Below are 17,821 nucleotides of genomic sequence, written 5' to 3' on the forward strand. Positions count from 1 at the left end.
CGTTTACTTGTTGATATATACCCATGCCGATTTCACTTTACCGCCTTGATATTTCATGACGTAGAAGTAGGTTCCTACTGGAAGTTCATCTCCATTGTCTGCTATTCCTCTAAACTCGTTAGTGTATCCATTTGTTTTACTAAATACTTTCGTTCCATTACGGTTAAATATTTCTAAACTACTCACATCATAACCACTTAAATCAAAGCTGTCATTAAAGTTATCGTTGTTTGGTGTAATAACTTGTGGAATGACACAATTTTCAGGTCTAACAGTTTCTGAACTTGTAGCTGGACAATCACCACCAGTAGTGTATACAACTGTGTAAGAATTACTTCCAGAAGCTCCAGTTATTTCTCCAGTGTCTGAATCAATTTGAGCACCATCTGTTGGATTATTCCCAAATGAGAAAGTACCTCCAGTATCTCCTATCACTGTTGCAGTAGCTCCACCACAATTAGGTGTTAGAGTAAAGGCTGCATTTTCTTCATTTGGAATCGATACTGTCATTGTTTCTGTAGTTGCACAAGCTCCTACAGTTGTATATTCAACAGTGTACGAAGCACCTGGTGTAGCATTCATAATATCACCCGAATTAGCGTCTATTGTTGCACCATCAGTAGGTATTGGATTTAATGTGAATACACCTCCAACATCTCCTGTTATGGTAGCAACAGCACCATCACAATTTGCTGTCATGGTAAACGAAGCGTTACCACCAGATAATACCGTTACAGTTTGCGTTTCTGTTTCTGCACAAACCCCAGATGTTGTATAAACAACTGTGTAAGTTTCTCCTCCTGTAGCATTTGTTATTTCTCCAGTTACAGCATCTATTGAAGCATCATCCGTTGGCATTGGGTCAAATGTAAATGTACCACCTGTATCACCTGTTATCGTTGCCGTAGCACCAGTACAATTAGCGGTTAAGGTAAATGAGGCATCACCTACGGTTGGTAAGGTAATTGTCTCTGTGGTTACAGCTTCACAGCTATCCACACCTACAGTATATTCAATTGTGTAAGTTGCTCCTGGAACACCATTTGTAATTTCTCCAGTTGTTGCGTCTAGAACAGCACCATCAGTTGGTAATGGATTAAATGTAAAGGTTCCTCCAGTATCACCAAGTATCGTAGCAGTTGCACCAGTACAAGAAGTTGTCATTTCAAAGGACGCATCTGCTATAGTTTGGATTGTTACCATTTGAGTGGTTGTTGCAGGACACGCACTTACTGTTGTATATTCTACAGTATATGTTGTGCCTGGGATACCATTTAAAATTTCACCTGTTACAGGATTGATAGTTGCACCATCTGTAGGTATTGGATTAAAAGCAAATACACCACCAGAATCACCCGTAATATTAGCTATAGCACCATCACAGTCTGCCGTCATTGTAAAGGAGGCATCGCTACCTGTTAATACCGTTACTGACTCTGTTTGTGTTACTGGACAAGTTCCAGAAATCGTGTAATCTACAGTATAGGTTGCTCCACTAACACCGTTAGATATTTCACCTGTAGTAGCATCTATAGTTGCACCATCGTTAGGCTCTGGGTTAAAGGTAAATTCACCACCAGAATCGCCTACTAAAGTTGCGGTAGCACCATCGCATGTAGGTGTTAACGTAAATGATGGATCTCCTGCCGCTGGCAATGTTATAATTTCCGTAACAATAGCCGGACAACCAGCCTCTCCTACTGTATATTGTACATTATAAGTTGTTCCAGAGGTACCATTAGTAATCTCTCCGGTTGTTGGGTCAATAATAGCGCCATCCGTAGGTTCTGGGTTGAAAGCAAATGTTCCTCCGGTGTCTCCAAGAATAGTAGCAGTTGCTCCCGTACAGTCTAAATCCATTTCAAATGTTCCATCAGCTGTAGAAAGGTTGGTGTAAGTAACCTCAACTTCATCTACAACAGTAGCTTGACCACCCGTACATAAATCATATGTTACTTCAAAGGTATAAGTTGAATTTTGAGTTGGAGACACTGTTACGGTGTCTTCTGTCCCAATTACATTTCCTGCAGGGTCTACCCATTGTAATGCGTAATTTGGAACTCCTGACGGTGAAAACCTCCAAGATTCTTCTTGCGTCACTGTCCAAACACCCGTATTTCTACCTGGAGGTGTTGTAGCAGCGGTATCATCAACATTTTGCAATCCAATAACAGCTCTACCACCGTTCCAAGACGTACAAGTTGGCTTGCTTAATACATGAATATCAATATTATTTGATGATTCGTGAAGTATGATTTGAGATGTAGATGTGTTTGAATTACATTGGCTACCAAAATGACAAACAGCATTATAGTTTACAACAAACTGTCTATAAGGCGCAGAACCTAAAACTACATAATCTATACTACCACAAACCGAAGGGTCTATATCATGACCTACGCCGAAAATATTTGCTTCTGTAATCGTTGCGTTTGTAGCATTTGGCAAAGTATCTCCAGCACCAAGTGCCCATCCATTAAATCCACCTGCATTCTCTACCTCAAAACTAATAACACCATTAGAGCCAATAATTACTTGGTCATAAACACCACCATAGAAACAGAAATCAAATCCAAGTTCTAAAACGTCAGACCATGTATCATCAACGTTTATACTTGTTGGTGTTGCGCCATCCACTGGAGGTGTTGGACAGGTATCAATAGCGTTTATTTCATAATTATTCGTGTCTTGACCATACAAATGGAAGTTTCCTGATAGTGTAACTTCTGGCGTATTACAATCTACACCCGTATCATCACCGGCAAAAACAATAGAGCACGGATTTGGTGGTGGTGGACATATGAACGCTAATGGGTTACTTATAACTGTACAGTTAGGATCGTTTGTATTAGCAACTGTAACAACTACATTTGTACCAGCTGTATATGGACCAAAGTTTAAAATTCCTGTTTCTGTAACCACAACTGGAGCACTACCCTGATTATCAGTTAGTGTTAAGCTCGTTGCATCTCCTAAATCTGTAATATCTACTTCTACTTCAAAAACAGGGTTATTAGGATCTGTTATACAATCACCATTCACCACATCAAAACGTACCGTTTGTGGTAAACATGTTTGGCAATACACATCAAAATCCCAAGGTGTATAACCACTAGTTGAACAACTTCCGAAACCATCTGATTGAATGATTATAGTTAAAGTAGATCCAGAAGATGTAAACGTTAAACCTGTTAAATCTCCCGCATTCCCGTAACCGTTATAAAGCTCCGTTCCATCAGAATCCAATATGATTAATTCATCCCAATTATTTTCAACTTGACCAGCGTTAAATTCTAAAACTAATGGAAAACCAGTAGAACTAGCAAAATTAAATTCTGTATCATCATTAGGCGTGTAGCAATATGTTGTATTTAAAGGAACACCAGAATCACAATCTACAATTTGGTTTGGATCTGGTCTTGTTGTAAAACTATATTCCGTACAGCCAGTTGCCGAACCATTATCATTATAAGGTGTAATAGTTACATAAAAAGTGGTGTCATAAGCTAACGTTCCAGGATCGTATGTTAAAACGTTACCAACATCAAAATTATTAAGGATATCAGTACCGCCTGGTGTTGTTCCAATTGATAAGAAATAACCTGTAACGATAACAGAAGCTTGACTCCATGTTAAATCTGTATTTTCATCTATATCAACAGATGCATTTGCAGGTATTAATAATTCTGCATTACAATTCGGAACCGCAGTTGTGTCAATACATGATACATCAAAATCCCACTCATCATCAGCACCACTTTCGCAACTAACAGAACCATCAGCTTCCACGAAAACGACTATCGTGTCTCCTGTTGAATTAAAAGAAAGACCTGCAAGGTTTCCAGCACCATCTCCTGTACCTTCATATATTACCGTTCCATCACCATTTTCAATTCTTATAGTATCACAACAGGTTTCTATAGTCCCTGAATTAAAGAAAATATTTAATGGATTACCATTGGAACTTACAAAACTATATATCTCTACATATTGATTATTTCCGTTTTCATAACAGTGAACGGTATTAACTATTTGGCTAGAGTCACAGTCTACAACTTGATTAGGATCTGCTCTTACCGTAAAGCTTTCTTCTATACAACCTGTTGCAGGACCATTATCATTATAAGGGATAATAGTTACATAATAAGTTGTTTCATACATTAATGTACCTGGATCGTAAGTTAAAACGTTTCCTACATCTACACCGTCTAAAACATCGGTACCACCAGGAGTGGTTCCCATATCAATGGTATAACCCGTAACAAAAATACTTGCTGCACTCCAAGTTAAATCTGCATCTTCGTCCACGCCAACTTCACCATCTAAAGGTGCTGTAAGCACTGCATTACAATTTGGAACAGCGGTTGTATCCACACAAGACACATCAAAATCCCAAGGTGTTCTTGAACCACTTTCACAACTGATAGAACTATCGGCTTCATAGAACATCACCAATCTATCTGTTATGGAAACAATGGATAATCCAGCTAAATCGCCACCATTGTTACCTTCAAAAATAATCGTTCCATTTCCGTCTTGTATTCTAATATTATCACAGCACGATTCAATAGTTCCAGAATTAAAGAACATATTTAATGGGCTTCCATCTGAACTTTGGAAACTAAAAATCTCTTGGAAAGCATTGTTCCCATTTTCATAACAGAAAACCGTATTTAAGATTTGATTTGCAGCACAATCGATAATTTGATTTGGATCGGAACGTACTGTAAAGCTCTCTTCGTTACAATTTGTTGCTGGTCCGTTATCGTTGTATGGAATAATAGTTACATAATATGTTTGGTCATAATCCAAAGTTCCAGGATCGTAAGTTAACACATCACCTAAATCCACATTATTTGCAATATCAGTTCCACCAGGCGTTGTTCCCATATTTATGAAATAGCCTGTCACAAAAATAGTTGCCGAACTCCAAGTTAAATCAATATTTTCATTAACATCAACTGCACCATTTACAGGCGCTGTTAAAACCGCATTACAATTTGGAACTGCTGTTGTATCTAAACAAGACACATCAAAATTCCATGGATTATTGGTACAACTCACACCTGAACCATCTGACGTTACACCAATAGTAATGGTATCTCCCGATGACGTAAATGTTAAACCAGCTAAATTACCAGCATTTCCATAACCACTATATAATTGTGTGCCATCAGAATCCGTGACTACTAATTCATCCCAGTTGTTTTCAGTACTACCTGAATTAAATACAACTACTAATGGTGAACCGTCACTACTAGCAAAACTAAAGGTTGTTGTATCATTATTTGTGTAGCAAAAAACGGTGTTTATTGGAATTCCTGAACCACAATCTACTGGCGCATTAGGATCTGCTCCAGTTGTAAACGTTTGCTCGGTACATCCAGTGGCATTACCATTACTGTTAAATGGTGTTATGGTAACATAATAGGTCGTTGAATATTCTAATTCTGGAAGGTCATATGTGGTTGAAAGACCAACATTTAAATTGTCAACAATTTCCGTTCCACCTGGTGTTGTACCTACAGATAGCGTATATCCTGATGGAATACCAGTGGCAGGTTGCCAACTTAAATTAGACGTAATGGCAACACCTGTTTGACCATTTGTTGGTTCAATTAAATTTGAACACGACGGCGGATCTACAACTACTTGTGTTGCAGTTACATTATCAATATAAAAATAATAATTACCTGAAAAATAAGTATTAACAAACCTTAATTTGATATCTGACCCTGTCGGCACACTAGCTGCAGGTAAAACAAAACTTATATTTGCACAGGTATTTGCAGTTTGGTGATTTGCATCATTAATTGTACCCATAGTAGTCCAAGTACCACCATCATTGGTAGAGTAATCAACATTAAGTTCTCCCCAACCAGGGTTTGTAGGATCTACGGCAGCTGCCCAATCTACAATCTTATAATCAAAAGCGACTGTTAAATCTGTACCATTTGATTGACCAACTATATTAGGTGATACTAAATCATCGGTTAAGTTATCGGGACTTAAATTAGCTCTTAAGGAAACAACACTACAAGGTTGGAATACGGATCCCGTATAGCCACTCCCTGTCCATCCTGGAGGCAAAGTTAAACCTGCATCGAAATTTTCAACTAATCCAATTTGAGAAAATCCGCAGAAGGATATGATTCCAAATAGAATTGAAAGGGTAATTTTTTTCATTGTTTAAATATAAGTTAGTTAATCAATTGATTATCAAATTATAAATTAACAAACACACGCTGAATGGCTCCAAATTTGAGGGAAAACAAGACAATGTCCTTTAATTTATATTGTTGATTCTTTCATAATTTAATTCCTAAAATTATAAAAAAACTCTGTCAACAATCATTTAACATAAGGTTAATAGATTAACTACTTATTTAATCGATGAATTGAAAAAAGCTTCGATGAAATCATACAGTTCATCGAAGATTTCGTGCAAAATTGAAATTAAGGTGCCGGATTGGGGAAAATTTCATGAACTTTATTAATGGATGCTAATAAAGAATCATTCAATTCTAAATGAATACTTTCTATATTTTCTTTAAGTTGATCCATATTAGTCGCACCTATAATATTGCTGGTTATAAAGGGCTGTTGCGTTACAAATGCTAATGACATTTGCGCCAAACTTACATTATATTCTTCTGCCACCTTTAAATACAGCTTTGTAGCTTCCGTTGCTTGATGACTACTGTATCTTGAAAAACGTGGAAAGAGTTTTAATCGTGCATTTTCGGCTGCCTCATTTTTAATGTATTTTCCTGATAATACACCAAAAGCCATAGGCGAATATGCTAATAAACCAATTTCTTCACGAATAGCTATTTCTGCCATATCACCTTCAAAAACCCGATTTAATAAGGAATAGGCATTCTGAATGGTAATCATTCTTGGCAAATCATGCTTTTTAGATTCTTCCAGATAACGCATCGTTCCCCAAGCCTTTTCATTTGAAATACCAACTTGCCTAATTTTTCCAGATTTGATAAGACCTTGAAGCGTGTTTAGTACCTCATTAAAATTATCTTGCCACTGGTCTTCTAAATGATGTTTATAGTCTCTAATTCCAAAAGTATTGGTTTGACGCTCTGGCCAATGCAGTTGGTACAAATCTATATAATCCGTTTGTAAGCGTTTTAAACTTTGGTTGACACCATCTATTAAAGCATCGGGACTAAAACCATTGGTTCTAATATGGGCTGTGTAATCTCCAGGACCTGCTATTTTTGAAGCCAATACTATTTTATCACGATTACCTGTTTTTTGAAACCAGTTTCCAATAATCCGTTCGGTTTCAGCATAGGTTTCAGCAGTAGCCGGAACCGGATACAATTCAGCCGTATCAAAAAAATTAATTCCCTGATCCAATGCATAATCCATTTGTTCATGCCCTTCGGCTTGGGTATTTTGATTACCCCAAGTCATGGTTCCTAAACAAAGTTTACTGACTTTTATATCGGTTTGTGGTAAGGTCGTGTATTTCATCTTTAGTTCCTGTGAAAACAGGAGTCCTTTTTAATTAAACTTAATTTATTTGTCTATAAAAAACCTTTTAAAAATTTAAATGCTTATTAAGGCTTTCTTATTTTAGAGATTCCTGCATACGTAGGAATTGATTATATATCATTCAATAATTTAGAAATTTCATCCAATTTAGGTGTTAGAATCACTTCTATACGTCTATTTTTTGCTTTACCCTCAGCTGTGTCGTTGGTTGCTATAGGTGCATATTCACCACGTCCTGCAGCGGTTAAATTCTCGGGATTAATAGCGTCATTTTCACGTAATATGTTTACAATGGCTGTTGCGCGTTTGGTTGATAAATCCCAGTTACCACTTAATTGGCCATTTCCACTGTAAGGCACATTGTCTGTATGACCTTCAATTAAAATGGCGATTTCTGGATTATCAGCTAACACAGCTCCTAATTGGTTTACGGCTTGTCTTCCTTGCGTTCCAACGGCCCAACTTCCAGATTGAAATAACAATTTATTTTCCATGGACACATATACTTTTCCTCCACGCTGCTCTACTGTTAAACCTTTACCTTCAAAATCCGTTAAGGCACTAGAAATAGCATTTTTTAAACGTTTCATATCGGCATCTTTGGCCGCTATCATACCTTCTAATTCGGCTACACGACTGGAGCGTTCACCTAATTCTTTTTTAAGTTTTTCTAAACGTGCGTTTTCGGCAGCCAAAGCTTGTTCTTTAGCTTCCAATTGCGCTAATAATTCGCGATTCTTTTTTGTGTTTTCTGCAATAGAAGCTGAACTATTTGTTTCTAAAGCATCATACGAAGCTTTTAGCACATCAAATTGAGATTTTAAACCATCGTAGTCTTTTTGCAGTTTATCACGTTGGGCAACGGTTTCATTGTAGTTTTTTTGAAGTGCGTCTAAATCATTCAAGGCTTTATTTTTCGCCGAAGTCAAATCAGTATTATCCGCAGATAATTTACTATTCTGCTTTTTAAGCGTATTATACTTACTTTCTAAATCATTGTAAACTTTTGGTGATACGCATGCCGTTGTTAAAGCAGCTACAAGTACCGAAACTAATATATAATGTTTCATATTTTAATTTTTTAATTTGGGGTGTTACTTTTCTAGTTCTAATAAAATGGGACAGTGATCGCTATGAACGGCATCCGTAAGTATAACGGCTCTTTTTATCTTTTCTTGTAAGGGTTCTGAAACCATAGCATAGTCCAAACGCCAACCTTTATTGTTTGCTCTGGAATTAGCACGATAACTCCACCAGCTAAACACTTGTTCGTCAGGATGTAAATACCGGAATGAGTCAATAAATCCACTATCTATAAAATTACCTAACCAGTCACGTTCTTCTGGCAAAAATCCAGACACACCTTTCATTTTCGGATTATGAATATCAATTTCTTCATGACATATATTATAATCGCCACAGATAACAAGGTTCGGGATTTTTAACCGTAGGTTATTTACATACTCATGAAACATATCCATATAATCAAACTTATGTTGTAAACGGGCGTCATTAGTCCCAGATGGCAAATACAAACTCATAATGGAAACACTGTCAAAATCAGCACGAATATTTCGACCTTCAAAATCCATGGATTCTATACCAGTTCCATACTCCACATGATTGGGTTCTATTTTACTTAAAATAGCCACACCGCTATATCCTTTTTTTTCTGCCGAAAACCAATAATGATAAATATAGCCTGCTTCTTCAAAGAGCTCTAAATTTAATTGCTCTTTGTTGGCTTTTATTTCTTGTAAACAAATAACATCTGGATTTGCGGCTACCAACCAATCTATAAACCCTTTATTTAATGCTGCGCGAATTCCATTTACGTTGTAAGAAATAATCTTCATGAATCTTCTATTTTTTTGCGCTAAACTGCGCCTTTACCGATGCTTTTTTAGGCATACCGAATTAATTTCAGCTAAAATAAATAATGCGTTACTTTTACACTATTAATTTAATGCCGATTTAACATAAACTATCAACAAAATAAAATCCAGATTACGCAGTTTTAGAAGAACATGAAATACAGTTTTACTTGTTTCTTATTATTTATCTGCTTTTGTGCTTTTGCGCAAGAGCCAGATTCTAATTACAAAACAAAAACAGTTGCTGTAAAAGATTCCATAATTATTGATAGTGTGAGTATCAATTCTAGCTTTTTTTCACTTAAAACATTAGATGCTACTTTTGTTGATGAATCATTTTATGAAGTAGATTTCACCAAAGCCCTTCTAAAACTCAAAAAACCTATTGAGGCGGATTCTATAGTCATCAATTACTTGGCTTACCCTGAATTCTTAACAAAAACCTATCGCCAATTAGATGATAACGTCATTTTAGCAAATACCAATAAACAACAACAACTTTATAAATTAAGTCAAGCAAGCGAAAAATCAACTTTCAAACCGTTTGATGGTTTAACAACAACAGGCAGTATTTCCAGGGGTGTCGTTATTGGAAATAATCAAAACTCGGTTTTAAATAGCGAATTGGATTTACAAATTACAGGGAAACTCAATGATAAAGTATCACTTCGCGCATCTATTCAAGATGCCAACGTACCACTTCAAGAATCAGGATATTCGCAACGCTTGGACGAATTTGATCAGGTTTTTATAGAATTATTTAGCGATAACTGGAAAATTAGGGCTGGTGATGTGGATTTGGAAAACACGACTTCTTACTTTGGAAATTTCAGCAAACGCGTTCAAGGCTTATCTGTTAATGCCAAATTAAATCATCCAGAATCAACCACCAACCTATTTGCGGCTGGTGCTTTGGTCCGTGGCCAGTTTACAACCAGTCAATTTAATGCCCAAGAAGGCAATCAAGGGCCTTATAAATTAAAAGGGCCTAATGAAGAATTGTATGTTTTAATCGTTTCAGGTAGTGAAACTGTTTATGTTAATGGTATTCCGTTGGAACGTGGCGAAAATAAAGATTATATCATTAATTATAATGCTGGCGAAATTATCTTCAACCCAACATTTCCCATAACTTCTGAAATGCGCATTACGGTTGACTATCAGTTTAGCGAGCGTAATTATTCCCGGTTAGTTGTTTATGGTGGGAGCAATTATAACAGCGAAAAATTAAAACTTGGTTTTTCAATATACAGTGAAAATGATTCAAAAAATAGTCCACTGCAACAAAACCTATCTGAAGAACAGGTAGAAATTCTTGCAAATGCAGGAGACGACAGAAGTCTAATGGTTGCCCCTTCAAGCTCACCAGAAGCCTATAATGAAAATAGAATTCTATATAAAAAAGAAGTCATAAATGGCGTAGAAGCCTTTGTGTTTTCAAATAATCCAGACGATGAATTATTTAGTGTTCAGTTTACGTTAGTTGGCGATAATCAAGGAAATTATATCATTGATAATGAATTTAACGGCGAACAAATTAATGCCATTTCCACCATTTACAAATACGTTGAACCCATTGCTGGCCAACCACAAGGAAATTTTGAGCCAATTATTCAATTGGTGGCACCTACCAAATTACAATTAGCAATTGTTAATGGCCTTTTTACACCAACTGAAAAAACCAAGGTCGGTTTTGAGTTGGCAGGGAGCAAAAATGACCTCAACCTATTTTCAGATATTGACAATAATGATAACGATGGTTTTGCTGGGAAAATACAAGTTGATCAAGCCATCATAAAAAAAGATAGTTTATGGAACTTAAACGCAATGGTGGACACAGATTATATTCAAGAAAATTTTAGATCCATACAACGTATTTACAATGCAGAATTTAATCGGGATTGGAATCTAGACCAAGCAACTGCCAACCAAAGAATCCAAGAGCCTGGAAATCAATTATTTTTTAAAACAGGATTACGCACCTTTCATCCAGAAAAGGGGCTAGCAAGTTATCAATTTGAACACCTGAATTACACCGATAATTTTAACGGTAACAGACACATTACTTTTGCTGATTTACGTTTGAATAACTGGCAAATTCTTTCAAATTCCAGTTATTTAACGGCTAACTCTACTAGCTCAACATCCAACTTTCTACGTTCCTATAATCGGGTTACTTATAGTTTAAATAAGGCTTGGATTGGCACCAGGTTAGCACTAGAAGACAATGAACAAAAAAGCAAAATTACCAATGAATACACAGCATTAAGTCAGCGATTTGAATCTTATGAAGTTTTTTCAGGAATTGGCGATAGCACAAAAGTTTTTGCCGAAATTGGATACAAACATCGTGTAAACGACAGTATTCGAAATGGAAATTTACAGAAAGTAAATACGTCGAATACCTTTTATATAGATTCACGTATAATTCAAAATTCTAAAACAAACTTATCCATTTTTGCTAATTACAGAATATTAAAAGATGTAGAAAACACCGAAAATAATGAAAACTCATTAAACTCACGCCTCATTTTTAGCCAACGTTTTATAGGGCAACTCATTTATTGGAATACAGTTTTTGAAACCAATTCTGGAACGCTTCCGCAACAAGAATTTACATACGTAGAAGTTGAATCTGGACAGGGAATTTACACATGGATAGACTACAACAATAACGGCATTCAGGAATTAGAGGAGTTTGAAATTTCACAATTTCCAGATGAAGCTGATTTTATTCGTGTATTATTGCCCAACCAAGTGTTCATTAAAACCCATCAAAATAGATTGAGTCAATTATTAACGTTAAATCCACAGCAATGGATTGACAGCGATAACGGTTTTAAAAAATTCCTTTCACACTTTCATAACCAAACCTCTTATTTAGTTGACCGAAAAGAACGACGTTCTGGAAGCAGTTTCAATTTAAACCCCTTTGAAGGTAATGAAGCAGACAAATTAGCATTACAATTAAATTTTAGAAATGTACTATTTTTTAATCGTGGTAAACAGCGTTACACAACATCTTACACATATTTAAGTAATAAATCGCAGAATACCTTGTCGTTTGGTTTTATTGAAAACGATTTACAAAGTCACAAATTACAATTTACACATAAATTTGCAACAAGTTGGTTAGCCAATTTGGAATCGAGTTTCAACAACAACATTAGTATAAGCGAGAATTATGCCAGTAAAAATTTTGATATTAATGAATCCAATATCAATCCGAAAATTTCCTATTTATTGAATGATAATACACGCTTTGATGTGTTTTATCAATACACAAGCAAAGAAAACACTATTAGCAATTTTGAAACTTTAAAACAACAGAAATATGGAGCTGCGTTTACCTTTGCTAATTACCAACAAGCAGCCATAAGTGGCGAATTCAACTATTTTGATAATAATTTTACAGGAAGCGCCAATACAGCTGTAGCTTACCAAATGATGGAGGGATTGCAACCTGGAAAAAACTATACATGGAGTATTTTAGCACAGAAAAAACTAACCAGCTTTTTAGATTTAAACCTTACCTATTACGGCAGAAAAAGCGAAACGAGCAAAGTAATTCATACAGGTAATGTACAATTAAAAGCTTATTTCTAAACCATGTAACAGATGTTACAGATGAGCTCAAAAAATTTTGTACATTTGTTTAGCATGCAAAAATTAGTAGCCATATCATTTTCCTTTTTAGTTCTTTTTCAGAGCTTTAATATTTCTTTTGAAGATTTTTCACGTTTAAGCGTCTTGCTAGACCATGCAGACTATCACCAAAAGCAATATGGCGATTCCTTTTTTGAATTTTTAGCCGAGCATTATGGTGATTCAGCATTTCACCCAGCTAGCTCCCATAAAGAGCATGAAGACTTACCCTTTAAGGAACATCATCAAGCTTGTGCCCATAGCGCTATTGTTTTTACCTTAACTGCTCAAGACTATCATATTTCTCATGAGCCTTTTATTGAAATCAGACTTAATTCTCATTATCAGGAGTCTGTTTCCTTATTCGAAAAACCATCCGTTTTTCAACCACCCAAATTAGCATAATTCCGTTTTATCTTTTTTAATCACTAGTCTATTCATTTTTGGATAGCTAGCAACACTATTTAAAATGAATTATGTTAGAAAAAATCATAAAATTCAGCTTAAAGAATAAGCTGATAATTCTATTAGGTGTACTTGCCATTGTAGGTTTTGGCATGGTATCCCTAACCCAAATATCTATTGGAGCCGTTCCAGATATAACCAATAACCAAGTACAGGTAATTACCACATCGCGAAATTTATCTACCCAAGATGTAGAACAATTTATTACGTATCCCGTAGAATTAGAGATGGCCAATTTACCTGGTGTTCAAGAAATTCGTTCCGTATCAAAATTCGGACTTTCAGTGGTTACCATTGTTTTCGATGACAATTTAGGCACCTATTTACCGCGTCAACTGATTGCTGAAAAAATAAAATCAGCTACCGAAAAAATTCCAGCAGGTTTTGGTGTACCAGAAATGGGTCCTATTACCACAGGTTTAGGTGAAATTTATCAATACATATTAGATGTTAAACCTGAATTCAAAGACCAATATACCATTACCGATTTGCGCAGTATTCAAGATTGGGTAGTTAAGCGCCAATTATCGGGAATTCCTGGTGTGGTTGAAGTCAATACGTGGGGAGGTTTTTTAAAACAATATGAAGTGGCTATCAACCCGAAAAAGTTGACAGCCATGAATATTTCTATTTCGTCTGTATATGAAGCTTTAGAAAAAAATAACAGTGTTGCTGGAGGTGGCTATATAGAAAAAACCAATAAAGCTTATTTTATTCGTGGTGAGGGATTGGTATCCTCCTTAAAGGACATTGAAAACATTGTTGTAAAAAATGATGGCGTACCAATTTATATTAAAGATGTTGCCAACGTTGGCTTTGGTCACGCTACCAGATTTGGCGCCATTACAGGAAATGGTGAAGGCGAAAAAGTTCTTGGACAAATTATGATGCTGAAAGGCGGAAATTCCAAACAAATTATTGATGCTGTAAAAGAACGCGTTACAAGCATTCAAAAAACACTTCCAGAAGGTGTTTATATCAATGGTTTTCTAGAACGTAGTGAGCTTATAAATAAAACAACATTTACCGTTGCCGAAAACTTAATTCTCGGCTCATTAATCGTCATTTTTGTAGTGGTTTTATTACTTGGTAATTGGCGTTCCGGATTGGTTGTAGCTTCCGTTATTCCGTTAAGTTTACTTTTCGCTATTTCACTCATGAACATTTTTGGAGTGGATGCAAATTTAATGAGTTTAGGCGCTATCGATTTCGGAATTATTATTGATGGCGCTGTGATTATAGTCGAATTTATAGCCTTTCAAATTACGGCTCAAAGCGCTAAATTAAAAACAATTTCAAAGGAAGCTATTGATAGTATCACCTTACAGAGTGCCTCTAAAATGATGAATTCTGCAATTTTTGGTCAGCTCATTATTCTTATTGTTTTTATTCCTATTCTATCCTTAAGCGGAATTGAGGGTAAAATGTTTAAACCTATGGCTCTAACCTTCAGTTTTGCTTTAGTTGGCGCCATGATGTTATGTTTAACCTATGTTCCTGTTATATCGTCTTTATTTTTAAAACCTTCTAAACCATCGCCTAAAAACATTTCGGTTAAACTTATGAACACCATCAATAAATGGTACAGCCCAATTATTCATTGGGCTTTACAGAACAAGCGTTTAGTTGTTGGTTTGGCTGCAGTACTTTTAATGGTTAGCATTGGAATTTTTAATAAAATGGGTGGTGAATTTGTACCAACTTTAGATGAAGGTGATTTTGTAATTCAACCCGTTTTAAAAACAGGAACCTCATTGGGCAAAACCATTGAAATTACCACTAAAATTGAAAACATCCTACTAGATAAATTCCCTGAAGTAGCCCAAGTGGTGAGCCGTATTGGCGCTGCCGAAGTTCCAACAGACCCCATGTCCATGGAGCAAAGTGATGTGATTATAAAACTAAATCCTAAAAACACATGGATTTCTGCTTCTAGTAAAGATGAACTTGCTGAAAAATTTAAAGAAGCTTTAGAAATCATTCCTAATATGGAACTGGAATTCACTCAACCTATTGAAATGCGCTTTAATGAACTTATTACTGGTGTTCGCGCTGATGTAGCTATTAAAATTTTTGGTGAAGATTTATCAATACTTGCCACCAAAGCTGAAGCCATAAAAACAGCCATTAGCGATGTAGAAGGAGCGTCAGATATTATTGTTGAAAAAGTAGAAGGTTTACCACAGATGAGCGTGAATTATAACCGTTCTAAAATAGCGCGTTACGGACTAAATATTGCCGATTTAAACCAGATTATTTCCATGGGTTTTGCAGGAGATGTAGTTGGTCAAGTTTTTGAAGGCGAAAAACGCTTTGATTTAGCAATACGACTCGATGCAAAAAACAGACAAAATCTAACAGATTTGCAAAATCTATATGTAGACATACCTTCAGGAGGAAAAATACCATTAAGCGAGTTAGCCGATATTTCATACACAACAGGTCCTGCTCAAATTTCGAGAGATGATACCAAACGCCGAATTGTTGTTGGCGTAAATGTTAGAAATAGAGATTTACAATCGGTTGTCAATGATATTCAATCGCGTATTAATTCAAGCATCCAATTACCTGTAGGTTACAATATAACGTATGGTGGTCAATTTGAAAATTTACAGAGTGCTAAAGACCGATTATTAATTGCAGTTCCTGTGGCGCTCGTACTCATTTTTATTCTGCTCTACTTTGCTTTCAACTCTGTAAAAGATGCTTTAATGGTTTATTCAGCTATCCCTTTGGCTGCTGTTGGTGGTATACTTCTACTTTGGCTACGAGATTTGCCGTTTAGCATTTCTGCAGGTGTTGGTTTTATTGCGTTGTTTGGTATTGCCGTTTTAAATGGCATTGTACTTATTGAACATTTTAAAGACCTGAAATTAAAAGGTGTAACAGATATTGAAACACGCATAAAACGCGGAACAACAGAGCGTTTACGTCCTGTTTTATTAACCGCTTTAGCAGCAGCTTTAGGATTTCTTCCAATGGCAGTTTCTACAAATGCAGGAGCCGAAGTACAACGACCTCTTGCAACAGTTGTCATTGGCGGTTTAATAACAGCAACCCTTTTAACCTTGGTAGTTTTACCAGTTTTATATGCATGGATTGAAGAACGAAAACAACTTAAAATGAACAAAAAACAAATGTCAACAGTCGTTATTCTACTAATATCAATGGTAGGTTTTTCTCAAGAAAACCCATTGAATATTTCAGAAACATTAGCATTGGCTGTCAAAAATAATGCAGCTATCAAAGTTTCTAATTTGGAAATAGACGAATTAGATGCACGCATTGAAAGCGCTTTCAGTTTTGATAAAACAGCCTTTTATTACAGCTATGACGAAAATAATTTAGCTATAAATAATGAACCGTTAAAAGTATTTGGTGTTTCGCAAGATTTTCTATTCCCAACACGATATTTTGCTGAAAAACGGGTAAATAAAGCGGTATATAATATGCAACTATCCAAACATAATATGGCGCTTTTAAAATTGAAGCAGGAGGTTTATTCTAATTATTACGCATTAAGTTATGCAAAAAATAAGGCTAAAACCTATCAATTTTTAGATAGCCTTTACAAGCAATTTTCTAAAAATGCGAAACGACGTTTTGAATTAGGAGAAACCAATTATTTGGAAATGATAACAGCCGAATCTAAAGAACGGCAAATGCAAACACGCTACATTCAAGCCAAGCAAGATGTTTTAGTTAAAAAACAGCAATTACTTAAAGTAGTCCAAACAGATTCTTTAGAAACAATATCAGAACCATTAGAAAAACTTACAGTAACGGCATTACCTATTTCTGATAATAATCCTGGTTTAGCCTATTTTGAAGAAACTAAAAACTATTATCAAGCGCTTAAAAACAAAGAAAAGCAGGCGTTATTACCAGACATTTCAGCAGAATACTTTGTAGGAAGTAATAGTGGACTTAACACCAATATTCAAGGCTATCAAATTGGATTGAAAATTCCGTTAATCTTCTCTGGAAATGCATCACGAATAAAAGCTTCAAAAATAGCTGAAGAGGTTATAAGCATGCAACAAATAGATTATAGGTTAAAGCTACAGAGTGATTATCAAAAATTATTGGAACAGTTAGAACAGCATCATGCTGCCATTTTATACTACGAAACTCAAGGCGAAAAACTTTCAGAAGAAATTATAAAAACTGCCAATCGCTCTTTTCAAGAAGGTGAAATTGACTTCTTTCAATACATACAGAGTATTGAAACGGCAAAAGATATGGAATTAGAATATCTTGACAATTTGAATACATATAATCAAACGGTTATCACCTTAAATTACTTAATTTTATAACATAGA

The 17,821-nt window shown here is 35.6% G+C and carries 7 protein-coding genes; 3 read left to right on the forward strand and 4 right to left on the reverse strand.

Going from position 1 to position 17,821, the window contains the following annotated elements:
• Positions 1–3: 3 nt before the first annotated feature.
• The 4 genes from BM239_RS01885 to BM239_RS01900 form a co-directional block, all read right to left on the reverse strand.
• A complete protein-coding gene (locus BM239_RS01885) occupies positions 4–6,186 on the reverse strand; it encodes a T9SS type B sorting domain-containing protein (protein ID WP_143094868.1) in 6,183 nt (2,060 codons plus the stop codon).
• A 270-nt stretch (positions 6,187–6,456) separates the two neighbouring features.
• Complete coding sequence (locus BM239_RS01890; RefSeq protein ID WP_092205952.1) at positions 6,457–7,494, reverse strand: aldo/keto reductase; 1,038 nt, start codon at positions 7,492–7,494, stop codon at positions 6,457–6,459.
• A gap of 131 nt (positions 7,495–7,625) precedes the next feature.
• Positions 7,626–8,585, reverse strand: a complete 960-nt coding sequence (locus BM239_RS01895) for an OmpA family protein (RefSeq protein ID WP_092205953.1) — start codon at positions 8,583–8,585, stop codon at positions 7,626–7,628.
• 24 nt (positions 8,586–8,609) lie between these two features.
• Positions 8,610–9,371 carry an exodeoxyribonuclease III gene (locus BM239_RS01900; RefSeq protein WP_092205954.1) on the reverse strand — a complete coding sequence of 254 codons (762 nt, stop codon included), beginning with the start codon at positions 9,369–9,371 and terminating at the stop codon, positions 8,610–8,612.
• A 171-nt stretch (positions 9,372–9,542) separates the two neighbouring features.
• Between BM239_RS01900 and BM239_RS01905 the strand changes: the two genes are divergently transcribed.
• The 3 genes from BM239_RS01905 to BM239_RS01915 all read left to right on the forward strand — a co-directional run bounded on the left by BM239_RS01905 (position 9,543) and on the right by BM239_RS01915 (position 17,815).
• Complete coding sequence (locus tag BM239_RS01905) at positions 9,543–12,995, forward strand: hypothetical protein (protein WP_092205955.1); 3,453 nt, start codon at positions 9,543–9,545, stop codon at positions 12,993–12,995.
• 54 nt (positions 12,996–13,049) lie between these two features.
• On the forward strand, positions 13,050–13,439 hold the full coding sequence (locus BM239_RS01910; protein WP_092205956.1) for a hypothetical protein: 390 nt from the start codon (positions 13,050–13,052) through the stop codon (positions 13,437–13,439).
• A 71-nt stretch (positions 13,440–13,510) separates the two neighbouring features.
• Positions 13,511–17,815 carry a CusA/CzcA family heavy metal efflux RND transporter gene (locus BM239_RS01915; RefSeq protein ID WP_092205957.1) on the forward strand — a complete coding sequence of 1,435 codons (4,305 nt, stop codon included), beginning with the start codon at positions 13,511–13,513 and terminating at the stop codon, positions 17,813–17,815.
• Positions 17,816–17,821 lie beyond the last annotated feature (6 nt).

The organism is Algorimicrobium echini (assembly GCF_900115185.1).
GTDB classification, from domain to species: Bacteria; Bacteroidota; Bacteroidia; order Flavobacteriales; family Flavobacteriaceae; genus Algorimicrobium; species Algorimicrobium echini.

Coding starts and splice junctions, on each gene's coding strand:
- BM239_RS01905 (WP_092205955.1), top strand. CDS start 9,543: ATGAAATACAGTTTTACTTGTTTCTTATTATTTATCTGCTTTTGTGCT.
- BM239_RS01895 (WP_092205953.1), bottom strand. CDS start 8,585: ATGAAACATTATATATTAGTTTCGGTACTTGTAGCTGCTTTAACAACG.
- BM239_RS01890 (WP_092205952.1), bottom strand. CDS start 7,494: ATGAAATACACGACCTTACCACAAACCGATATAAAAGTCAGTAAACTT.
- BM239_RS01885 (WP_143094868.1), bottom strand. CDS start 6,186: ATGAAAAAAATTACCCTTTCAATTCTATTTGGAATCATATCCTTCTGC.
- BM239_RS01900 (WP_092205954.1), bottom strand. CDS start 9,371: ATGAAGATTATTTCTTACAACGTAAATGGAATTCGCGCAGCATTAAAT.
- BM239_RS01910 (WP_092205956.1), top strand. CDS start 13,050: ATGCAAAAATTAGTAGCCATATCATTTTCCTTTTTAGTTCTTTTTCAG.
- BM239_RS01915 (WP_092205957.1), top strand. CDS start 13,511: ATGTTAGAAAAAATCATAAAATTCAGCTTAAAGAATAAGCTGATAATT.